Genomic DNA, 23,707 nt, shown 5'->3' on the forward strand with positions numbered 1-23,707 from the left:
ACCTATGAGATATTTAACTGCAGGAGAATCACATGGACCCCGTCTGACGGCTATTATCGAGGGAATTCCAGCTGGACTTCCTTTGACAGCAGAGGATATTAATGAGGACCTTAAACGCCGTCAGGGTGGCTATGGTCGTGGTGGTCGTATGAAGATTGAGAGCGACCAGGTCGTCTTTACATCGGGCGTTCGCCACGGGAAGACGACAGGCGCCCCCATTACCATGGATGTCATCAACAAAGACCACCAAAAATGGCTGGATATCATGTCTGCTGAGGACATTGAAGACCGCCTTAAAAGCAAACGAAAAATTACCCATCCTCGGCCAGGTCATGCCGACTTGGTTGGGGGCATCAAGTACCGTTTTGATGATTTACGAAATTCCTTGGAACGTTCATCAGCTCGTGAAACAACCATGCGGGTGGCAGTTGGAGCTGTAGCCAAACGTCTCTTAGCTGAGCTGGATATGGAGATTGCCAACCACGTTGTGGTCTTTGGTGGTAAGGAAATCGATGTACCTGAAAATCTAACAGTCGCTGAGATTAAGGAAAGAGCTGCCCAATCTGAAGTTTCTATTGTCAACCAAGAACGGGAACAGGAAATCAAGGATTATATTGACCAAATCAAGCGTGACGGTGATACCATCGGTGGGGTTGTGGAGACAGTCGTCGGAGGTGTTCCAGTTGGTCTTGGTTCCTATGTCCAATGGGACAGAAAATTGGATGCGCGATTGGCCCAAGCAGTTGTTTCTATCAATGCCTTTAAAGGAGTAGAATTTGGTCTCGGATTTGAAGCTGGTTACCGAAAAGGCAGCCAAGTTATGGATGAAATTCTCTGGTCTAAAGAAGACGGTTATACTCGCCGTACCAATAATCTAGGTGGTTTCGAAGGTGGCATGACCAATGGGCAACCTATCGTTGTTCGAGGTGTCATGAAACCCATTCCCACTCTCTACAAACCATTGATGAGTGTGGATATCGAAACTCACGAACCTTACAAGGCAACTGTTGAGAGAAGTGATCCAACCGCTCTTCCAGCAGCAGGTGTGGTCATGGAGGCTGTTGTGGCAACAGTTCTAGTGCAGGAAATTCTTGAAAAATTCTCATCTGACAACCTAGAGGAATTAAAAGAAGCGGTAGCCAAACACCGTGAGTATACAAAGAACTATTAAGGAGTTCCTATGGCAAAAACAGTCTATATAGCAGGTCTTGGATTGATTGGAGCCTCTATGGCCCTAGGTATCAAGCGTGATCATCCTGATTATGAAATTCTAGGTTATAATCGCAGTCAAGCTTCTAGAGATATTGCCTTGAAAGAAGGTATGATTGACCGTGCGACGGATGATTTTGCCAGTTTTGCTCCTCTGGCAGATGTCATCATCTTGACCTTGCCAATCAAACAGACCATTGCTTTTATTAAGGAGCTGGCAGATTTATACTTGAAAGAAGGCGTCATTATCTCGGATGCGGGCTCAACCAAGTCAGCCATTGTGGATGCAGCGGAGAAGTATTTGGCTAGCAAGCCTGTTCGATTTGTCGGGGCCCATCCCATGGCTGGTAGCCACAAAACAGGGGCTGCCTCTGCGGATGTTAATCTCTTTGAAAATGCCTACTATATCTTCACACCTTCGAGCCTGACAAGTCAGGACACGCTTGAGGAAATGAAGGACCTACTTTCTGGTCTCCATGCTCGTTTTATCGAGATTGAGGCCAAGGAGCACGATCGAGTGACTTCACAGATTAGCCATTTTCCCCATATCTTGGCATCAGGTCTCATGGAGCAAACAGCTGTCTATGCTCAAGAACATGAGATGACAAGGCGCTTTGCGGCGGGTGGTTTTCGAGATATGACCCGGATTGCAGAGAGTGACCCAGGTATGTGGACTTCTATTCTCTTGTCCAATCGCGAGACCATTCTAGAGCGAATTGCGGATTTCAAGGAACGCTTAGATGAGGTTGGACAAGCCATCAGCAAGGGGGAAGAAGAGAAGATTTGGAACTTTTTCAACCAAGCGCGTGAGCAACGTCAGGCCATGGAAATCCATAAACGTGGTGGTGTGGATAGTTCTTATGACCTCTATGTCGACGTTCCCGATGAAGAAGATGTTATCTTGCGAATTTTGGAATTGCTAAGAGGAACTTCTTTGGTTAATATCCACATCAACGAAGAAAACCGTGAGGATGTTCACGGGATTCTACAAATTTCATTTAAAAATGCTCAGGATCTGGAACGAGCTGAGCGCTTAATTTCTGAAAATACGGACTACACAGTCGTCATCAAATAAGGAGAAAAACATGTCAAATATTTATGATAGTGCAAACGAACTCAGTCGCGGCTTACGCGAATTACCAGAATACAAGGCTGTCAAGGCGGCTAAAGATGCCATCCAAGCAGATGAACATGCTGGCAAGATTTTTTCAGACTACCTTGCCTTCCAACAAGAAATCCAAGTCATGGCGCAAACTGGACAAATGCCAGATGCCTCTTTCCAAGAAAAGATGCAGTCCTTCAGCAAGCAAATCCAAGAAAACGCTCTTTTGTCAGATTTCTTTACCAAGCAGCAACAGTTATCGATTTACCTTTCAGACATTGAAAAAATTGTCTTTGAACCTGTTTCAGAATTGTTGAAATAGTATTTTATCTGTATAAAAGCCAGAAATTTCAGGAATTTCTGGCTTTTTTGTGATAAAATAAGAAAAGTATTGCAAGTATGAGGTCAACTATGAAACTAAAAACAAACATTCGCCACTTACATGGCAGTATCCGAGTTCCAGGTGACAAGTCTATCAGCCACCGTTCGATTATTTTTGGAAGTTTGGCTGAGGGAGAAACCAAGGTATATGATATTCTGCGTGGAGAGGATGTGCTCTCAACCATGCAGGTTTTTCGTGACCTTGGTGTTAAAATTGAGGACAAAGATGGGGTTATTACCATTCAAGGTGTAGGCATGGATGCCTTAAAAGCTCCGCAGAACGCCTTGGATATGGGGAATTCTGGCACTTCGATTCGCCTGATTTCAGGTGTCCTTGCTGGTGCCGACTTCGAAGTAGAGATGTTTGGAGATGATAGTCTTTCTAAACGCCCTATGGACCGTGTGACGATTCCTCTGAAAAAAATGGGCGTCAGCATTTCTGGTCAAACAGAGCGAGACTTGCCTCCTCTGCACTTGAAAGGTACTAAAAACCTAACACCAATTCACTATGAGTTGCCAATCGCCTCTGCTCAGGTCAAGTCTGCCTTGATATTTGCAGCCTTGCAGGCTCAGGGGGAGTCCGTTATTCTCGAGAAAGAATGTACTCGTAACCACACCGAAGATATGCTTCAGCAATTTGGTGGTCATTTAAGTGTGGATGGCAAAAAGATCACAGTCCAAGGACCACAAAAACTGACAGGACAAAAGGTAGTTGTTCCAGGAGATATTTCCAGTGCCGCCTTTTGGTTGATCGCTGGTTTGATTGTGCCAAACTCTCGTGTGGTGCTACAGAATGTGGGGATCAATGAAACGCGTACTGGTATTATTGATGTCATTCGTGCCATGGGTGGAAAATTAGAAATAACTGAAATCGACCCAATCGCTAAATCTGCAACGCTGACTGTCGAGTCTTCAGACCTGAAAGGAACAGAGATTGGTGGATCCTTGATTCCACGTTTGATTGATGAATTGCCTATTATTGCCCTTCTAGCGACCCAAGCGCAAGGTGTAACGGTCATTAAGGATGCTGAAGAACTCAAGGTTAAGGAAACCGACCGCATTCAGGTGGTGGCAGATGCCTTAAATAGCATGGGGGCGGACATCACTCCTACAGCAGATGGGATGATTGTCAAAGGGAAATCAAGACTTCATGGCGCTAGAGTCAATACGTTTGGTGACCATCGAATTGGAATGATGACAGCTATTGCAGCCCTCTTGGTTGCAGATGGAGAAGTGGAACTTGACCGTGCTGAAGCTATCAATACCAGTTATCCTAGCTTCTTTGATGATTTGGAGAGCTTGATTCATGGCTAAGGTATTACTCGGATTTATGGGGGCAGGCAAGTCGACAATCGCTAGAGGATTGGACCCAGACTACATCGATATGGATGCCTTAATCGAGGAACGTTTGGGCATGTCCATTGCGAATTTTTTCGCTGAAAAGGGAGAAGAGGCCTTTCGTCAAGTAGAGTCTGAAGTCCTAGCTGAGTTATTAGAAACAAATCAAGTTGTGTCAACTGGCGGAGGAGTTGTCATTTCTCAGAGAAATCGCGACTTGCTCAAGACCAATCCTGATAACATCTATCTAAAAGCAGATTTTGAAACTCTCTATCAGCGTATCTCGGCTGATAAGGACAACCAGCGCCCGCTTTTTCTCAACAAAAGTAAAGAAGAACTAGCCAGTATTTTCCATGAAAGACAAGCTTGGTATGAGGAAGTAGCCAGTCGGGTTCTGGATGTGACCAAGTTAAGCCCAGAGGAAATTATAGAGGAACTGAGATGAAAATTGCCTATCTAGGTCCTAAGGGATCTTTTTCGCATCATGTTGTGCAGACAGCTTTTCCTCATGAGGAATTGCAGGCTTTTGCTAATATCACAGATGTTATCAAGGCCTATGAACAGGACTTAGTGGACTATTCTGTGGTGCCAGTTGAAAATTCTATCGAGGGTAGTGTTCATGAAACCTTGGATTACCTTTTTCATCAGGCTCGCATCCAAGCAGTTGCAGAAATCGTCCAGCCTATTCACCAGCAGTTGATGGTGGTTCCAGGTCAGTCAAAAATTGAAAAGATCTTTTCTCATCCTCAGGCTCTAGCTCAAGGAAAGAGGTTCATTGATGCACACTATCCAGCTGCTAAAATAGAGGTAACCGCTAGTACTGCCTATGCAGCTCGATTTATTTCAGAACATCCAGATCAGCCATACGCAGCCATTGCACCAAGAAGTTCTGCCGAAGAATATGGCTTGGAATTGATTGCAGAGGATATTCAGGAAATGGAAGCTAATTTCACACGTTTTTGGGTGTTAGGGGCAGAGATACCGAAGATTCCTTTGAACTCACAAGCTGAAAAAATGAGTTTGACCTTGACCTTACCAGACAACCTACCTGGTGCTCTTTACAAGGCACTTTCGACCTTTGCTTGGAGGGGGATTGACTTAACAAAGATTGAAAGTCGCCCCCTTAAAACAGCCTTGGGAGAATACTTTTTCATTATCGATATAGACTATAGTGACAAAGAACTGATTCATTTTGCCAGACAAGAACTAGAAGCCATTGGAATTCAGCACAAGATACTGGGAACCTACCCGATTTTTACCATAACTGATATAGAAAAGGAGAGTCAATGAGCAAAGAAAATCCTTTAAGTCATCACGAGCAGTTACGTTATGACTATCTCTTCAAAAATATTCATTACCTCAACGACCGTGAACGGAGGGAGTTTGATTATCTGCAACAAAAAATGACAGGTCCCAAGTCTGAAGTTCACCATTTCTACCAAGAAGAAAAAGAAGAAACTTGGGGTAGAGATATTGATCTTCCGACTTATGGCAGTAGAAGTCGATCTAAGAGAAGTGAAAAGGTAGCTCCTCTGCCTAAAGTCAAAAAGAAAAAAAGAAGAATTCGCTTCAAACGAATACTGACTTGGTTCTTACTGTTGATTACATGTGTGGCTGCAGGGATGATTTTCATGTTTCTTCGAGGGTTCCAGTCAGCGACCAATCCAACAAATAAGCCAGCTGACGCCAAGGCAGCTCAGGTAGAGGTCTTTAACGGTCATGATACCAAAGACGGTGTGAATATCCTAGTCATGGGGACAGATGGCCGTATCGGCCAAAATAGTGCGGAGACCCGTACCGATACAATCATGGTACTAAATGTCAGCGGATCGGATAAGAAAATCAAGCTAGTCAGCTTTATGCGTGATAACTTAGTCTATATCGATGGGTATAGTAAGATTGTAAATGGACAGAAACAAACGGATAACAAATTAAATGTTGCCTATGAACTTGGGGAACAAGAAGGGCAAAAAGGGGCAGAAATGGTCCGCAAGGTTCTAAAAGACAACTTTGACTTGGACATCAAGTACTATGCCCTAGTTGACTTCCAGGCCTTTGCAACAGCCATTGATACTCTCTTCCCTGACGGAGTAACAATTGATGCTCAATTTTCAACATTGAATGGTCAACCTTTGACAGAAGCTACAGTTGGAGATGACCTTCATGCAACAGAGACAGAGTCGCCAACCCAAACCATCAAAGTTGGGAAGCAGCAGATGAATGGATCTACCTTGCTGAACTATGCTCGTTTTCGTGATGATGATGAAGGGGACTACGGTCGTACCAAACGTCAGCAACAAGTCATGTCAGCCGTTCTTGAGCAGATCAAAGATCCAACCAAGCTCTTTACGGGATCAGAGGCACTTGGAAAAGTTTTTGGAATGACGTCAACAAATCTACCATATAGCTTCTTGTTGACCAATGGCTTATCTGTCCTAGAAGGTGCTCAAAATGGCATCGAAAGACTCACTGTCCCCGAACTTGGTGACTGGGTAGATGCTTATGATGTCTATGGAGGGCAAGGACTTCTGGTCGATCAAAATAAATACCAAACCAAGCTCGCTCAAATGGGGATGAGATAAGAGGTGATAAATGAAAATCAAAGTTTGATTCACTAGTGAAATGGTATTCTGAGCTTTGGTTTTTCTTACTATCTGATAGATTTTTAAGTCTTTTTTATGGTATAATAAAATGATATAACTCGTTATTGGACAGAAGAGGAGAGATATGAGTGATTTGAAAGCGATTCAGGCTCGTAGTCTGGAAATGGCTGAATATTTCGTCGCATTTTGTAAAGAACATGATTTGTTATGCTACCTCTGTGGTGGAGGAGCCATTGGCGCCCTTCGTAACAAGGGCTTTATTCCTTGGGATGATGATCTAGACTTTTTCATGCCGCGTAAGGACTATGAAAAATTAGCAGAACTGTGGCCCCGTTATGCAGATGAGCGCTATTTCTTGTCAAAGAGTCACAAGGACTTTGTAGACCGTAACCTTTTTATTACCATTCGTGACAAGGAAACCACCTGTATCAAACCTTACCAGCAGGATTTGGATTTGCCACACGGTTTGGCCTTGGATGTTTTGCCTTTAGATTATTATCCGGAAAATCCAGCTGAGCGTAAGAAACAGGTTCGTTGGGCCCTGATCTATTCACTCTTTTGTGCTCAAACTGTTCCAGAAAAGCATGGTGCCATCATGAAATGGGGAAGTCGCATCTTACTCGGCCTGACTCCAAAATCTCTACGCTATCGCATTTGGAAAAAAGCTGAAAAAGAAATGACCAAGTATAGTCTGGCTGAGAGCGATGGAATCACAGAATTATGCTCGGGCCCAGGCTACATGCGAAACAAGTACCCAATCGCATCCTTTGAAGACAATCTCTTCTTGCCATTTGAAGGAACAGAGATGCCCATTCCAGTCGGTTATGATGCCTATCTCAGAACTGCTTTTGGGGACTATATGACACCACCACCAGCGGACAAGCAAGTACCGCATCATGATGCTGTCATAGCTGATATGGATAAGTCTTATACAGAATACAAGGGAGAATATGGAGCATGATGGGAGAAAAAATAAGCGTTATTGTTCCGGTCTACAATGTAGAAGCCTATCTGGAGCGATGTGTGGAGTCGATTCTTCAACAGACTTATGCCCATTTTGAGTTAATCTTAATCAACGATGGTTCTACTGATTCCAGCGGACAAATCTGTGATCACTTAGCATCTCAGTATGAGAATATTAAGGCTCATCATATCGAAAATGCTGGAGTTTCAAATGCTAGAAATATGGGAATTCAGCTAGCGACGGGTTCTTGGGTTACCTTTATTGATAGCGATGATTTCGTTACCCAGGATTACCTAGCTACTTTAGCAAGTGCAGTTGAGGGGGAAAACATAGGCTTTGTAATTGCTCCTCTGCACCATATTAAAAACGGCATTGTGACAGATTTACCTCCACATTCTGGAAAAACAGAACTCTGGTCAACAGAAGAAACCATGAAGGAACTACTGATGACCACCAGAACGTCATTTTTTCCAGTTGCAAAACTGTTTAATAGAGACCTGCTTGCGGATGAAAAGTTTAATACACATTATCATCTAGCTGAAGATGCCTTATTTTTAACTGAATTGCTACTAAAGACAAGATGCAGTAGCGTATTTATTGACAAACCTGTTTATTATTATGATCATCGTGAGGGAAGTGCAACAACATCTGTTAATCAGCATGTGTTTGATACGATAGAAGTTTATCAGCAAATAATCGCTCAAGTTTCACAAGCCTTTCCTAATTTAAAATACGAATTAATAAACAGAGAATGTTGGTCGTACATCACAGTTTACGATAAAATTATCTTTACTTCACGTGAAGAGTATCAAAAGGAGAAAGCCAATCTGAGAACTTGGATTGTTCAGCATCGACGCGAAATATGGAAGGATGCTTATTTCACTACTTTTCGCAAGGTAGCGATCCTTTCACTTGTCATTTCTCCATGGCTATATAAGAAAATTGTTGGATTAAAAAACTAATATCATGAGAAGGAGTTGAAAATGAATTTTTCAAAAATGGATGAATACTTTGAAAAATCAAAACTATGGATTGCGTATCTATTTGTTTTCATTTCGATTTTAAGTATGAGTTCACTGGTTTATAAGATAGCAAATCCCCTCTATAAGGGATTGTCAGCGATTGTAGTGCTTTATATTTGCTATACTTTATTGTTTAAGTGGAAAGAAATCACAGTAGATCGTAAATTTCTATCCTTATTTGGACTCTTAGCTGGAAGCCATCTGCTATCTGCTATTTTCAATCACTCGGGACATTTGATTGGAAATGTGATTGAAATTCTCTTCATGGTAACCTATGTTTTATTATTTACCATGTTACAATCAGGGCAACTTAAAAAATTATTTGACTGGATTGCCTATACAGTTCAAATCATTTCTTTCTCTTCCGCAATCTTTGCATTTGGTTTATTAGTAAGTAGAGTCCTTATCCTATTTAAGATTGGAGAGCAATCTTATTACTATGGTGTCATGAATGGACGTCTGTGGGGGATTGTCAATCCGAATGCTAGTGCGATATTTTCATACATTAGCATTATTTTGGCTATGTATTTGATCCATAAAGGAAGTAAGTATTCTGTTTATCTTAAACTGAACAATGTGATTCAATTAGTTTACTTCGCTACGATGCAAAGTCGAGGAGCCTTACTTTCTTTACTTCTCATGATTGGACTCTATAGTTTCTTTGCTACTAGAGGAAGTATCGTTAAACGATTCCTCACTTTTATAGTTGCTGGTTTGCTGATTACTGCAACTAATATAGGATTAAGCTATATAACTTCAATTTATATCTCATCTGAAACTGCGACTGTCTTAGATTTAAACAAAGGACAATCCTATGCTGAAACAGATTCGTCTGTCACTAAGAAGAACGGTGAGCTCCATCTGATTGAAACAACACCAAGTGGTAGAACCTATATCTGGAAAAATGCCATCAAGATGGGAAGTACGAAACCAATTTTTGGTTATGGTGTACGAAATGTTCCAGATTACTACACAGAATATTTTAGTAAATTTGAGATTCAAAACTCTCTTATCGGTGGGAACTTCCATAACATTTTTGTGACCATATTTGTCAGTTCGGGAGTTCTAGGCTTAGCATTCTTCCTTCTTATATTGGGATATGTAATCAAGCGCTTTTTAACTTATTTGATTGTTTCCAAGAAAAATACTGATAAATTGATCATGATTCTTTTCTTCGGTATCTTGCTTGGTCAATTATTTGAAAGTCAGATTATGTATTCAACTAACTTTATTAATATCATCTTCTGGCTAGCGATTGGCTATGGACTTGTAGTCTGCAAACAGGATGAAGGAATTCGGTATCAAGAAGTAACAGATGTCAGTGAAATTCAACAGATGGAACTTGGAATCATGGAGTATATTCATGATGTTTGTCAGAAAATTGGGGTTAAGTATTTCTTAGCATATGGAAGTCTAATTGGTGCTGTTCGCCATCAAGGATTTATTCCTTGGGATGATGACATGGATATCTGCATGTTACGAGAAGATTATGAAAAGTTACAAGACTACCTTATCGCTAACCCTGATGAACGTTACGAGGTCATGTCTTATAAAAATAATCTCAACTATGTCTATCCCTTCATGAAAGTGCAGGATAACCATACCTACTTGTTGGAAGAAGATGTTCGCATCGATTCAAATATGGGAATATATGTAGATATTTTTCCTGTAGATGGCTACGAGGATGACGTAGAATTTAAAAACAAGATGACGAAACTGATAAAGAAACGTCAATTGAGTTGCTACACCTTTAAAGGCATTACTAATACGAAAAGTGTACTGAATTCACTGCTACGCTATGTATCAGTTATTATTTTCTATTTCACCAATACGAACAAATACGTTGCCCAGATTGAAGAGCTTGCAAAATCCCGTAAAGTCTCAGATTATGAGCAAGTGGATTATCTTATCTACAAAGATATGAACAAACCAGTGTGGAGACGTGAATGGCTGGAACAAGCTACTACTGGAACATTTGAAGGTAAGGAATTTACCATTCCGAAAAATTATCATGAAATTTTGACCTCAGACTATGGAGACTATATGCAATTGCCACCGGTTGAACAAAGAGTATCTCATCATGATTTTAAATTGTGGAAGATTATTAAAAGGTCTAAATGACGAGATTGAAATTAAGAAACGTTTAAAAATATAGTCAAATTTAGGAGAATAAAACCTATGTCTGAAAGAACTTTAACTCTTGAAGAAATCAAACAAGTAGAATTGGATATTTTAAAGTATCTACATGAGCTTTGTGAACAACATCAAATCAAATACTTTATTGATTTTGGAACCTTACTAGGAGCTGTACGCCATAAAGGATTCATCCCTTGGGATGATGATACAGATATTTCCTTAGCGCGTGATGAATTTGAAAAACTGTATAAGGTTTTACAAAATGAAAATCATCCCTACTATAAATTGATTTCATTCAGAGAAACAAAGGGATATCCATACAGTTATATGAGAGTCTATGATGTAAGGACACGTCGAGATGCTAACCTCGTAGACCCAACGGTCGTATTGGGAACTTGCGTTGACATTTTTCCATATGATGGTGTCGTAACACAGGAAAGTGACCGTAAGAAAATGAAACTCTACAAATATTTCGTTCGCCTTTCTTCTTTGAATTTTAAAGGGATCAAGTCTGAGAATGGTGGACTTAAAAACCTCCCTCGTTATATGGGATCAGCTATTTTCCGCTTAACTTCTCCACAGCTATGGAATCAAAAATTAGAGAGTCTTGCTTTGAAATATAGTGTAGATCAAGCAATAGATCTTACTTGTACTATCTATGACCCCTATTATCCAGATGGTATAAAAAAAGAATGGCTCTATGATTTGATTGATATACCTTATGAAAACATTGTGGTCAAGGTTCCGAGAAAATACCATGAAATACTTGTCTACGAATTTGGAGAAAACTATATGACTCCACCCCCTATTGAGCAACAAGTTCCAGGAGGGGATAAAAACTACTGGATTGATTAGATTAGTAAAAGTTGCTTATTGTTTAAGATAAAGGAGTGTTCAAGGTGAAAAATAAATGGTTATTAAAATCAGTTAGATATAGTGTTCTCGCATTCTTTCTATTACTGATTCAGTTATCGCAAGGAGTAGATGCAGATACTATCTCTGCAGGTTCGGGCAATCGTATCCATTTCATAAATACTAAAGCAAAATCTGGAAGTGATGCCATCCTTCTGGAAAGTAATGGTCATTATGCTTTGATTGATATGGGAGAAGACTATGATTTCCCTGATGGGAGTGACCCACGCTATCCAAGCCGCTGGGGAATTTCCATGAGAAATAATCAAGTATTGGAAGATCGCTTGATTCGCCACCTGGATCAAATAGGTGTAAAAAAATTAGATTTTATTCTAGGAACTCATGTCCATAGTGATCATATCGGCGGAGCAGATGAGATACTTAATCGTTATCAAGTTGATAAGTTTTATCTGAAAAAATATTCAGATGATCGGATCACCTCACACTGGGGACTTTGGGATAATCTTTTTAATTATGATAATGCTTTGAGAGCGGCTCAAAAACGAGGGGTTACTCTTATTCAGAATATTACAGATGAGGATAGTCACTTTAAATTAGGTGATATGGATATCCAACTCTATAACTATAAGAATGAATATGATGCTGATGGGAATCTGAAAAGAGTTCGAGATGATAACTCCAACTCCATTGTTTCAGTGGTGACTGTGGCAGGAAAGAGAATCTATCTTGGTGGAGATTTGGATAATGCCGAGGGAGCAGAAGATAAGTTAGGTCCAGTTATCGGCAAGGTTGATATGATGAAATGGAACCACCATTATGATGCGACAATTTCAAATACGATTAATTTCCTTGAAAACTTATCACCAAAAATGGTTATTCAGACAACTGGTGGAGATATTAATGTTGCTTCAACCAGAGAATACCTTCAGAAGAAAAATATTCAGGTTCTTCATGCTGCTAGCCAAACTCAAGATGCTACCGTTTTTGATATTAGCGATAAAGGATTTGCTAATGTTTCAAATACCTTCCCTGATATCCCTGTAGTTGACGAAAAATGGTATCAAGAAGATGGTTATTGGAAATATCGTTTGACTGACGGAGAAATGGCTATCGGCTGGAGAGAGATTGGCGGAGCCACTTATTTCTTTAACGGAAAAGGACAAATGCAAGCAGGTCGCTGGCTTCATCTTAACGACGACTGGGGAGAAAATGCCAAAGGGAATGATTACTATCTGAACCAAAATGGTAAAATGCAAACTGGTGGTTGGTTCAAACTAGATGACTCTTGGTATTATATCCAATCAAATGGTGCTAGACGATTTAGCGAGCTCTCTGAAATTGGAGGGAAAAAGTATCTCTTTGCGGCAGATGGGAAGATGCTAACGGGACATCAAGTCTATAATGGCAAGAAGATGTTCTTTAGCGAAAGTGGTGCACTCCAAGCAGCAGGTAAGCCTTCAACTTGGCAAAAGATTGATTCAGATTGGTATTTCTATGATGAGGATGGGCTAAAGACTGTCGGTAAAAAGAATATCAATGGAAGCACGTACTACTTTAATCAAGAAGGTGTCATGCAAACTGGCTGGACCTTTGTTGATGGTCACTGGAATTATTTTGCAAGTTCTGGAGCTATGAAAACTGGCTGGGTCAAGGATCAGGAAACATGGTATTATCTGGATAAAGATGGCATCATGTTAACTGGAAGCCAAGATATCAATGGTGTTCGTTACTATTTGAATGTTAGTGGTGCCATGCAAACAGGCTGGGCCTTTGTTGATGGTCACTGGAACTATTTTGCAAGTTCTGGAGCTATGAAAACTGGTTGGGTCAAGGATCAGGAAACATGGTATTATTTGGATAAAGATGGCATCATGTTAACTGGAAGCCAAGATATCAATGGTGTCCGTTACTATTTGAATGCCAGTGGTGCCATGCAAACAGGCTGGGCCTTTGTTGATGGTCACTGGAACTATTTCGCAAGTTCTGGAGTTATGAAAACTGGTTGGTTGAAAGATAATGAATCATGGTATTATTTGGATCCAGAAACAGGTATCATGGCTGTAGGCTCTAAAGAAATTGACGGTAAGAACTATCTCTTCAGCTCTGCAGGTACTATGCAAGTTGGATGGCAGTGGTCAAATGATTCTTGGCATTATTACGCTACGTCTGGCGCAGTCCAAACTGGTTGGTTAAAAGATGGTGATGCCTGGTATTATCTTGAAGGTAAGGAAGGCGTTATGTTAGTTGGCCTCCATCAAGTAGATGGTAAGCAATATTACTTTAGCAGATCTGGAGCCATGCAAACTGGATGGAAATGGTTTGATAATCATTACCGTTACTTTGAATCAAATGGAGCCATGAAAACTGGTTGGATAAAAGACAAAGGCGTCTGGTATTATCTAAATCCTGAAGATGGCATCATGTTGGTTGGCCTTCATAAAGTAAATGGTGATCATTATTACTTTGATGAATCAGGAGCTATGCAAACTGGTTGGAAACAGCTTGATGGTAATTGGTACTATTTCCAAGCTGATGGTTCTTTGTTGAAGAACGCAACAACACCTGATGGTTATAAAGTAAACGAAGAAGGTATCTGGAAACAGGCTGTTGCTGCTGTAAATAGCGAGGCAGTTAAGCCAGAACAGAAACAAGAAGCTAATTCCTCTATTGTTGAACAACCTAAACAAGATTCAAACCTAGAAGCCAAGGCTTCTGGAAAGAAGGAAAAAGAATAAAGAAGAAATCCCCTACTGGCAACTAATTTATCAGTAGGGGATTTTTTAATTTCGTTTTAATTTAGCAAGTACAAGGTTCAGTGCATAGTGGAGTGTTTTGTCTTTGGCGATAAAGAGGGCCAAGAGATAATAGATACCACAAGTTGCTACGGTAGAAAGAACCATGAGAATCATATTGAAGTTTACTGTGTAGGAATTGATTTGGAAAATCATCTTGAAAATATAGAAGATTGGGATAAAACCAAGGGATATGAAGCTATAACGTGTTAAGGTTATAAAAATTTCTTTTAAACTAATCAGTTGATGTTTCTTGATAAAATGAATTTCAAGTAAAACGACGATAGTTTCTGCGATAATGGTCGTAGCGATGTAATACTCAGGTGCAAAAATATTATTGAAATACAAGATACTATTTAATAGAATATTAGCGCCACCACCGAGGAAGTAGAAGGCAGTTAAACGATTTTCATGGTCATTGATAAAGATAATCTGTTTACCAAGAATCAATTCAATAGCCCAAATGATGGTACGAAAAGCGAAGACGCTAGTTACGATACCCGCTTCAAGATACTTTTCAGAAGAATAAATAACAGTTGCGTACCGTCCCAATATCATAATCCCGATACTAGTTGGAACCATAAGGAAATAGAATAAGGATGCCGCTTGATTCACGAGATAATTATAGGACTTGTAATCCTTTTTACCGAGATAGTAGCCAAGGCGTGGAATACTGACGTTGATAGCTCCACTCAAGACACTAGCAATCAACATGACGATACTATAGGCAATTGTATAGTAGGAAATATAGTTCTCATCCGGTCCCTTGGTGATAAACATTCTATCTAGCAAGGTATAAAGCATATTAGCGTTTGCTAAGAGAAGCATAGTAAAGAGCGGTTTAGAAGCTTTAGCTAATTCGACGAAACCGATCTTAACAAAAGAAACTTCTCTCTTAATCCAAAGAAAACTGAGCAGGTAGTTTAGGATAGTGGTCGCTGTCATAACGATAGCATAAGGAACGATATCATCTGCCGTTTTAACGAAGGCGAAGATAGCGACCAGCATGGTAATTCGAATAATTAATGTTTTGTAGAGGATGAAGGCATAGTTTTCATAAGCCTCGTTCATCCATTCAATATTGAGAAATTGGAAGAGCGCTTGGGCCCCTAGGATGTAGTAGAGGACTTTCAGATTCTCAATACTGGCGTCAAAGAAGATAATGAGGAAGTAGATACCAGTGGTCAGGAGAGAGGTAAAAACTGAGATATAAAATAACTTAGAAAAGACGTAGTTGATTTTATTCTTGTCATCCTTGACCTTACTAATAGCTCGAATCCCGTAGTTGTATATCCCAAAGGCAGCTAGTGGAATAACAAAGCTAGCCCAGGTATTGGCCGTATTGAAATAACCGTAATTGGATTTACTGAGAATCCGCGTCAGATAAGGGTTGGTTATCAGTGGAAAAACGATATTGAGAATATTGACCAGCAGGCTGGCCAAGGCATTTACTTTTATATTTTTCATTGAACTTTCTTTCTTAAATCTAAAATCATATCTAGTATTATATCACATTCTCGCTTCATTCTTTTGATAAAATCGTAAAAATCTAGTATAATAGATAGACTGAAAGTATGAGGTTACTAGATATGAAGATGAAACAAATTAGTGATACAACACTAAAAATCACGATGACTTTAGATGATTTGATGGATCGGGGAATGGAGATTGCAGACTTTCTCGTTCCTCAGGAAAAAACCGAAGAGTTTTTCTATGCTATTTTAGATGAATTAGAGATGCCAGACAATTTCTTGGATAGTGGCATGTTGAGTTTTCGTGTGACGCCAAAACCTGATAAGGTCGACGTCTTTGTGACCAAGTCCAAGATTGACCAGAATCTGGATTTTGAAGATTTGGCGGATCTACCAGACATGGAAGAATTAGCTCAAATGTCGCCGGATGAATTTCTCAAAACCTTGGAAAAGAGCATTGCAGACAAGACCAAAGACGATATTGAAGCTATCCAATCTCTAGAGCAGGTCGAAGCAAAGGAAGAAGAGCAAGAGCAAACAGAAAAGGAAACTGAGAGTAAGAAAGAACCTTATATCTACTATATCTTGCGCTTTGCAAGTCTTGCTGACTTAGTTGCTTTTGCAAAGACGGTTAACTACCAGATGGAAACATCTGAACTCTATAAGATGAATGACCACTATTATTTGACAATCTTAGTTGATGTGGAAAATCATCCAAGTTCATATCCAGCCTGGCTCTTGGCTCGTATGCGTGAATTTGCAGATGATAGTGACATCAGTCGTTCAGTTTTGCAAGAGTATGGGCAAATCTTGATCAATCACGATGCAGTTCTCGGTCTTCAAAAAATTCATTCATAGTTTTTAGAAATCAATTTTTACTTATCAGAAAAGGCGAATCAGATGATTCGTTTTTTCTTTTCTAGACTGAAATAGTGATTTACTATATTAGGAATTTTCACAAAATTCTGTTATAATGGCTATATCAGAAAATTTCTAGGAGATAAACATGACAGTTAAAATTGCTTTACTTGGATTTGGTACCGTTGCAAGTGGTGTGCCATTCCTCCTAAAGGAAAATGGAGAAAAAATCGTTCAGTCAGCTCATTCAGAGATTGAAGTGGCCAAGGTATTGGTCAAGGATGAAGATGAAAAGAACCGCTTGCTTGCAGCAGGAAATGACTTTAACTTTGTAACCAATGTAGACGATATTTTATCAGACAAGGATATTACTATCGTAGTGGAATTGATGGGGCGTATCGAGCCAGCTAAGACCTTTATCACTCGTGCCTTAGAAGCTGGGAAACACGTTGTTACTGCTAACAAGGACCTTTTGGCTGTCCATGGTGCAGAATTGTTAGAAATCGCTAAAAATCATAATGTAGCACTTTACTACGAAGCAGCAGTAGCTGGTGGGATTCCAATTCTTCGCACTCTAGCAAATTCATTGGCTTCTGATAAAATCACGCGAGTTCTTGGTGTCGTTAACGGAACTTCTAACTTTATGATGACCAAAATGGTCGAAGAAGGCTGGTCTTATGATGATGCTTTGGCTGAAGCTCAAAGACTTGGATTTGCAGAAAGTGACCCAACAAATGACGTGGATGGGATTGACGCAGCTTATAAGATGGTGATTTTGAGCCAATTTGCTTTTGGCATGAAGGTTGCCTTTGACGATGTAGCCCACAAGGGAATCCGCAACATCACACCAGAAGACGTAGCTGTTGCCCAAAACCTCGGCTATGTAGTGAAATTGGTAGGTTCTATCGAGGAAACTCCTTCAGGTATTGCTGCGGAAGTAACTCCAACCTTCCTTCCTAAAGCACATCCACTTGCCAGTGTGAATGGGGTAATGAACGCTGTTTTTGTAGAATCTATTGGTATCGGTGAGTCTATGTACTACGGACCAGGTGCTGGTCAAAAACCAACTGCAACAAGTGTTGTAGCGGACATTGTCCGTATCGTTCGTCGCTTGAATGATGGCACCATTGGCAAAGACTTCAACGAATATAGCCGTGAACTTGTCTTGGCAAATCCAGAAGATGTCAAAGCCAATTATTACTTCTCAATCTTGGCACCAGACTCAAAAGGTCAGGTCTTGAAACTGGCTGAAATCTTTAATGCTCAAGATATTTCCTTCAAGCAAATCCTCCAAGATGGCAAAGAGGGTGACAAGGCACGTGTAGTGATTATTACTCATAAGATCAATAAAGCACAACTTGAGAATGTTTCAGCTGAGTTGGCCAAAGCTTCAGAATTTGACCTTTTGAATACCTTCAAGGTGTTAGGAGAATAGGATGAAGATTGTTGTACCTGCAACCAGTGCTAATATCGGGCCAGGTTTTGATTCGGTCGGTGTAGCTGTTACCAAGTATCTTCAAATTGAGGTCTGTGAAGAACGAGATGAGTGGCTGATTGAACACCAGATTGGCAAATGGATTCCCCATGACGAGCGTAATCTTTTGCTTAAGATTGCCTTGCAAATTGCGCCTGATTTGCAACCGAGACGCTTGAAAATGATCAGTGATGTTCCCCTGGCGCGTGGTTTGGGTTCTTCTAGCTCGGTTATCGTTGCTGGGATTGAACTGGCCAACCAACTGGCCAAGCTCAACTTATCTGACCATGACAAATTGCAGCTGGCGACCAAGATTGAAGGACATCCTGACAATGTGGCTCCAGCTATTTATGGTAAACTCGTTATTGCAAGTTCCGTTGAAGGGCAAGTCTCTGCTATCGTAGCAGACTTCCCAGAATGTGATTTCCTAGCCTACATTCCAAACTATGAATTGCGTACTCGAGACAGTCGTGGTGTCTTGCCTAAAAAATTGCCCTACAAGGAAGCAGTTGCAGCTAGTTCTATCGCAAATGTTGCTGTTGCAGCCTTGTTAGCAGGAGATATGGTGACAGCTGGACAAGCAATCGAGGGGGACCTCTTCCACGAGCGTTATCGTCAAAGTCTGGTCCGTGAATTTGCGACGATTAAGCAAGTAGCCAAAGAGAATGGTGCCTATGCAACCTATCTTTCTGGTGCCGGGCCAACAGTTATGGTCTTGGCTTCTCATGACAAGATGCCGGCGATTAAGGCAGAATTGCAAAAGCAGTCTTTCAAAGGCAAACTTCATGATTTGAAGGTGGATACCCAAGGTGTCCGTATCCAAGCAAAATAAAGAAATAGAAGACAGGATGGGGAAACTCTTGATTAGAGGGCTTCCTGTCCTTTTTTTGAAAAGAAGTCTAGTTAAAAACTTGATAGAGGAGAAACGAAGATGGCAGAAATTTATCTAGCAGGTGGTTGTTTTTGGGGCCTAGAGGAGTATTTTTCACGAATTTCAGGCGTATTAACAACCAGTGTCGGCTACGCTAATGGCCAAGTCGAAACGACCAATTATCAGTTGCTCAAAGAAACAGACCATGCAGAGACTGTTCAAGTGATTTATGATGAGAAAGTAGTGTCACTCAGAGAGATTTTGCTCTATTATTTCCGTGTTATTGATCCCTTATCTATCAATCAGCAAGGAAATGACCGTGGTCGCCAATATCGAACGGGAATCTATTATCAGGATGAAGCAGACTTGCCCGCTATCTATACAGTGGTGCGGGAGCAGGAGCGTATGTTGGGTCGAAAGATTGCAGTAGAAGTGGAGAAACTTCGCCACTATATTCTGGCTGAAGACTATCATCAAGACTATCTCAAGAAAAATCCTTCCGGTTACTGTCATATCGATGTGACAGATGCTGAGAAGCCATTGATTGACGCCTCAAATTATGAAAAGCCTAGTCAAGAAGTGTTAAGGGAAAGTTTGTCAGCAGAGTCTTACCGTGTCACCCAAGAAGCTGCAACAGAGGCTCCATTTAGCAATGCTTATGACCAGACCTTTGAAGAAGGGATTTATGTAGACATCACGACGGGTGAGCCACTCTTTTTTGCTAAGGATAAGTTTGCTTCAGGTTGTGGTTGGCCAAGTTTTAGTCGTCCGATTTCTAAGGAATTGATTCATTACTACAAGGACTTGAGCCATGGGATGGAGCGAATCGAGGTTCGTTCTCGGTCAGGAAATGCTCACTTGGGTCATGTTTTCACAGATGGACCTCAGGAGTTAGGTGGCCTCCGTTACTGTATCAATTCGGCATCCTTGCGCTTTGTAGCCAAGGATGAGATGGAAGAAGCAGGATATGGCTATCTATTACCTTACTTAAACAAATAAAACTGAGAGGGTGGGGCTTCCCACTTTCTTCATTTCCAGAATAAGAATAGAAGGGATTTATGAAACACTTACTATCTTACTTCAAACCCTACATTAAAGAATCAATTTTGGCACCCCTGTTCAAGCTGCTAGAAGCTGTTTTTGAACTCTTGGTTCCCATGGTGATTGCTGGGATTGTTGACCAGTCCTTGCCTCAGAGAGATCAAGGGCACCTTTGGATGCAGATTGGCCTGCTTCTTATCTTTGCAGTGATTGGCATTTTAGTGGCCTTGGTAGCCCAGTTTTACTCAGCCAAGGCAGCGGTTGGGTTTACCAAGGAACTGACAAACGACCTCTATCGTCATATTCTTTCTTTATCTAAGGACAGCAGAGACCGTTTGACAACTTCTAGCTTGGTGACTCGCTTGACTTCTGATACCTACCAGATACAGACTGGTATCAATCAATTCCTGCGCCTCTTTTTGCGAGCGCCTATTATCGTTTTTGGTGCAATCTTTATGGCCTATCGTATCTCAGCTGAGCTGACTTTTTGGTTTTTGGTCATGGTTGGTTTTTTGACAATCGTTATTGTCGGTCTCTCTCGACTGGTCAATCCTCTCTACAGTAGTCTCAGAAAGAAAACGGACCAACTGGTTCAGGAGACGCGTCAGCAATTACAAGGCATGCGAGTTATTCGTGCTTTTGGTCAGGAAAAACGAGAGTTACAAATTTTTCAAACTCTTAACCAAGTTTATGCTAGATTGCAAGAAAAGACGGGCTTCTGGTCTAGTTTGTTAACACCTCTGACCTATCTGATTGTTAATGGAACTCTCCTCGTTATCATCTGGCAGGGATATATTTCAATTCAAGGAGGTTTACTCAGTCAAGGTGCCCTCATTGCCCTTATCAACTATCTCTTGCAGATTTTGGTGGAATTGGTCAAGCTAGCTATGTTGATTAATTCTCTCAATCAGTCTTATATCTCAGCTAAACGAATCGAGGAAGTCTTTGCTGAGGCTCCAGAAGATATCCATTCGGAGTTAGAACAAAAGCAAGTTATCAGTAATCAGGTTTTACAAGTCCAAGAATTGACTTTTACCTATCCTGATGCGGCCCAGCCTTCTCTGAGAGGCATTTCCTTTGATATGACTCAAGGGCAAATCCTTGGTATCATTGGGGGAACGGGTTCTGGTAAATCAAGCTTGGTGCAAGTCTTACTTGGTCTATATCCAGCAGATAAGGGAAGCATTAACCTTTATAGAGATGGACGTAGTCCTCTTAATTTGGAGCAGTGGAGGTCTTGGATTGCCTATGTGCCTCAAAAAGTCGAGCTCTTTAAAGGAACTATTCGTTCCAACTTGACTTTGGGTTTCAATCAAGAAGTAACTGACCAAGAACTCTGGCAGGCCTTGGAGATTGCGCAAGCAAAGGATTTTGTCAGTGAAAAGGAAGGACTCTTAGACGCCATAGTTGAGGCAGGAGGACGAAATTTCTCAGGTGGACAAAAACAAAGGTTGTCTATCGCCCGAGCAGTCCTGCGCCAAGCTCCGTTTCTCATCCTAGATGATGCAACCTCGGCCCTCGACACCATTACCGAGTCCAAGCTCTTGAAATCTATTCGAGAAAATTTGCCAAACACGAGCTTAATCTTGATTTCTCAACGGACTTCGACACTTCAGATGGCTGACCAGATTCTCCTCTTGGAAAAAGGTGAGCTACTAGCTGTTGGCAAGCACGATGACTTGATGAAATCCAGCCAAGTCTATCGGGAAATCAATGCATCCCAACATGGAAAGGAGGACTAGCATGAGACGACAAACCGCAAACCAGACGCTCAAACGTTTGGCTAAGGATTTAGCAAGCCATCCCTTCCTCCTTTTTCTAGCCTTTCTAGGAACTATTGCCCAAGTTGGCTTATCAATTTATCTACCTATCTTGATTGGGCAGGTCATTGACCAAGTCCTAGTGGCTGGTTCTTCACCAGTTTTTTGTCAGATTTTTCTCCAGATGATCTTGGTGGTAATAGGAAATACACTGGTACAATGGGCCAATCCTCTTCTTTATAATCGCCTAATCTTCTCTTATACTAAAGATTTGCGAGAGCGAATCATCCATAAGCTCCATCGTTTACCGATTGCCTTTGTAGATAGGCAAGGAAGTGGAGAGATGGTCAGTCGTGTGACCACGGACATAGAGCAGTTGGCAGCTGGCTTGACCATGATTTTTAATCAATTTTTCATTGGTGTCTTGATGATTTTGGTTAGTATTCTGGCTATGCTCCAAATTCATCTCCTCATGACCCTCTTGGTCTTGCTGTTGACGCCACTGTCCATGGTGATTTCACGCTTTATTGCCAAGAAATCTTATCATCTCTTCCAGAAGCAAACAGAGACGAGGGGGATTCAGACTCAGTTGATTGAAGAATCGCTTAGCCAGCAAACTATTATCCAGACTTTCAATGCTCAAACAGAGTTTATCCAAAGACTACACGAGGCGAATGCCAACTATGCAGGCTATTCTCAGTCAGCCATCTTTTATTCATCAACGGTCAATCCTTCGACTCGTTTTGTCAATGCACTCATTTACGCGCTTTTAGCTGGAGTAGGAGTTTATCGTATCATGATGGGTTCCACCTTGACCATCGGTCGTTTAGTGACTTTTTTGAACTATGTCCAACAGTACACCAAGCCCTTTAACGATATTTCTTCAGTTCTAGCCGAATTGCAAAGTGCTCTCGCTTGTGCAGAGCGTGTTTATGCTGTCTTAGAGAGCCCTGAGGTGGCTGAAACAGGTAAGGAAGTCTTGACCAGTGACCAAGTTAAGGGAGCTATCTCCTTTAAACATGTCTCTTTTGGTTACAATCCTGAAAAGATCTTGATTAAGGATTTATCTATTGATATTCCAGCTGGTAGCAAGGTAGCCATTGTTGGTCCGACAGGTGCCGGAAAATCAACTCTCATCAATCTTCTCATGCGTTTTTATCCTATTAACTCAGGAGATATCTTGTTAGATGGTCGTTCCATTTACGACTATACCCGAGCATCATTGAGACAACAGTTTGGGATGGTGCTACAGGAAACTTGGCTCAAGCAAGGGACCATTCATGACAATATTGCCTTTGGCAATCCTGAAGCCAGTCGGGAGCAGGTGATTGCTGCTGCAAAAGCAGCCAATGCAGACTTTTTCATCCAACAGTTGCCACAGGGATACGATACCAAGTTGGAAAATGCAGGAGAATCACTATCTGTCGGTCAAGCCCAGCTCTTGACAATCGCCCGAGTCTTTCTAGCTATTCCTAAGATTCTTATCTTAGACGAGGCGACTTCGTCTATCGATACCCGTACAGAAGTGCTGGTTCAGGATGCCTTTGCTAAACTGATGAAGGGGCGCACAAGTTTTATCATTGCTCACCGTTTGTCAACTATTCAGGATGCGGATTTGATTCTAGTCTTAGTAGATGGTGATATTGTTGAGCATGGTAACCATCATGACCTCATGGCTAGAAAGGGCAAGTATTACCAAATGCAAAAAGCTTCAGATTTTAGCTCTGAATAATCCTTTCTATTTTGAAATCTTATGGACAAAAAAAGTTGCCTTCGGGTGACTTTTTTGTTACAATAGCTAGAAAAAATCA

At 41.0% G+C, this 23,707-nt stretch carries 19 protein-coding genes; 18 read left to right on the forward strand and 1 reads right to left on the reverse strand.

Features of this window, described 5'->3' with window-relative positions:
- Window positions 1–4: 4 nt before the first annotated feature.
- The 12 genes from aroC (at window position 5) to HMPREF1125_RS07825 (ending at window position 14,363) form a co-directional block, all read left to right on the forward strand.
- On the forward strand, window positions 5–1,171 hold the full coding sequence (gene aroC / locus HMPREF1125_RS07770) for a chorismate synthase (RefSeq protein ID WP_001269853.1): 1,167 nt from the start codon (window positions 5–7) through the stop codon (window positions 1,169–1,171).
- Between the two features lie 9 nt (window positions 1,172–1,180).
- Entirely contained in the window at window positions 1,181–2,284 is a 1,104-nt protein-coding gene (locus HMPREF1125_RS07775; RefSeq protein WP_001140857.1) for a prephenate dehydrogenase, read from the forward strand.
- Between the two features lie 10 nt (window positions 2,285–2,294).
- Window positions 2,295–2,633, forward strand: coding sequence for a YlbF/YmcA family competence regulator (locus tag HMPREF1125_RS07780; RefSeq protein ID WP_000065970.1), 339 nt, complete (start codon window positions 2,295–2,297; stop codon window positions 2,631–2,633).
- 89 nt (window positions 2,634–2,722) lie between these two features.
- Window positions 2,723–4,006, forward strand: a complete 1,284-nt coding sequence (gene aroA, locus HMPREF1125_RS07785; protein ID WP_000769896.1) for a 3-phosphoshikimate 1-carboxyvinyltransferase — start codon at window positions 2,723–2,725, stop codon at window positions 4,004–4,006.
- Entirely contained in the window at window positions 3,999–4,475 is a 477-nt protein-coding gene (locus HMPREF1125_RS07790; protein ID WP_001151359.1) for a shikimate kinase, read from the forward strand. Before aroA ends, HMPREF1125_RS07790 begins: the two co-directional genes overlap by 8 nt.
- On the forward strand, window positions 4,472–5,320 hold the full coding sequence (gene pheA, locus HMPREF1125_RS07795; protein WP_000686395.1) for a prephenate dehydratase: 849 nt from the start codon (window positions 4,472–4,474) through the stop codon (window positions 5,318–5,320). Before HMPREF1125_RS07790 ends, pheA begins: the two co-directional genes overlap by 4 nt.
- Window positions 5,317–6,612: an LCP family protein gene (locus HMPREF1125_RS07800; protein WP_000032330.1), complete on the forward strand. Its 1,296-nt coding sequence runs from the start codon at window positions 5,317–5,319 to the stop codon at window positions 6,610–6,612. Before pheA ends, HMPREF1125_RS07800 begins: the two co-directional genes overlap by 4 nt.
- A 145-nt stretch (window positions 6,613–6,757) precedes the next feature.
- Window positions 6,758–7,594: a LicD family protein gene (locus HMPREF1125_RS07805; RefSeq protein WP_001281440.1), complete on the forward strand. Its 837-nt coding sequence runs from the start codon at window positions 6,758–6,760 to the stop codon at window positions 7,592–7,594.
- Window positions 7,591–8,559 (forward strand): glycosyltransferase family 2 protein, encoded by a 969-nt coding sequence (locus HMPREF1125_RS07810; protein WP_000971793.1) that lies wholly within the window; start codon window positions 7,591–7,593, stop codon window positions 8,557–8,559. Before HMPREF1125_RS07805 ends, HMPREF1125_RS07810 begins: the two co-directional genes overlap by 4 nt.
- A 21-nt stretch (window positions 8,560–8,580) precedes the next feature.
- Window positions 8,581–10,740, forward strand: a complete 2,160-nt coding sequence (locus tag HMPREF1125_RS07815; protein ID WP_001011687.1) for a LicD family protein — start codon at window positions 8,581–8,583, stop codon at window positions 10,738–10,740.
- A 57-nt stretch (window positions 10,741–10,797) separates the two neighbouring features.
- On the forward strand, window positions 10,798–11,610 hold the full coding sequence (locus tag HMPREF1125_RS07820; protein ID WP_002883278.1) for a LicD family protein: 813 nt from the start codon (window positions 10,798–10,800) through the stop codon (window positions 11,608–11,610).
- 44 nt (window positions 11,611–11,654) lie between these two features.
- Window positions 11,655–14,363 (forward strand): MBL fold metallo-hydrolase, encoded by a 2,709-nt coding sequence (locus HMPREF1125_RS07825; protein WP_000792507.1) that lies wholly within the window; start codon window positions 11,655–11,657, stop codon window positions 14,361–14,363.
- A gap of 45 nt (window positions 14,364–14,408) precedes the next feature.
- On the opposite strand, the gene HMPREF1125_RS07830 is transcribed toward HMPREF1125_RS07825, so the two are convergent.
- Window positions 14,409–15,887, reverse strand: a complete 1,479-nt coding sequence (locus HMPREF1125_RS07830) for an oligosaccharide flippase family protein (RefSeq protein WP_000789701.1) — start codon at window positions 15,885–15,887, stop codon at window positions 14,409–14,411.
- A 122-nt stretch (window positions 15,888–16,009) separates the two neighbouring features.
- On the opposite strand from HMPREF1125_RS07830, the gene mecA reads away from it, so the two are divergent.
- The 6 genes from mecA to HMPREF1125_RS07860 all read left to right on the forward strand — a co-directional run bounded on the left by mecA (window position 16,010) and on the right by HMPREF1125_RS07860 (window position 23,628).
- Window positions 16,010–16,750 (forward strand): adaptor protein MecA, encoded by a 741-nt coding sequence (mecA, locus tag HMPREF1125_RS07835; protein WP_000782709.1) that lies wholly within the window; start codon window positions 16,010–16,012, stop codon window positions 16,748–16,750.
- A 148-nt stretch (window positions 16,751–16,898) separates the two neighbouring features.
- Window positions 16,899–18,185 (forward strand): homoserine dehydrogenase, encoded by a 1,287-nt coding sequence (locus HMPREF1125_RS07840; RefSeq protein WP_000216367.1) that lies wholly within the window; start codon window positions 16,899–16,901, stop codon window positions 18,183–18,185.
- Window position 18,186: 1 nt separating this feature from the next.
- The gene (thrB, locus tag HMPREF1125_RS07845; RefSeq protein WP_000707046.1) at window positions 18,187–19,056 is read left to right on the forward strand and encodes a homoserine kinase; all 870 of its coding nucleotides are present in this window, start codon (window positions 18,187–18,189) and stop codon (window positions 19,054–19,056) included.
- A gap of 99 nt (window positions 19,057–19,155) precedes the next feature.
- Window positions 19,156–20,094: a peptide-methionine (R)-S-oxide reductase MsrB gene (gene msrB / locus HMPREF1125_RS07850; protein ID WP_000818211.1), complete on the forward strand. Its 939-nt coding sequence runs from the start codon at window positions 19,156–19,158 to the stop codon at window positions 20,092–20,094.
- Between the two features lie 59 nt (window positions 20,095–20,153).
- Window positions 20,154–21,878, forward strand: a complete 1,725-nt coding sequence (locus tag HMPREF1125_RS07855; RefSeq protein WP_000681718.1) for an ABC transporter ATP-binding protein — start codon at window positions 20,154–20,156, stop codon at window positions 21,876–21,878.
- A gap of 1 nt (window position 21,879) precedes the next feature.
- Window positions 21,880–23,628, forward strand: coding sequence for an ABC transporter ATP-binding protein (locus HMPREF1125_RS07860; RefSeq protein WP_001254282.1), 1,749 nt, complete (start codon window positions 21,880–21,882; stop codon window positions 23,626–23,628).
- Window positions 23,629–23,707: the final 79 nt, after the last annotated feature.

This window comes from Streptococcus oralis SK304 (assembly GCF_000287715.1).
Taxonomy (GTDB): domain Bacteria; phylum Bacillota; class Bacilli; order Lactobacillales; family Streptococcaceae; genus Streptococcus; species Streptococcus oralis_Y.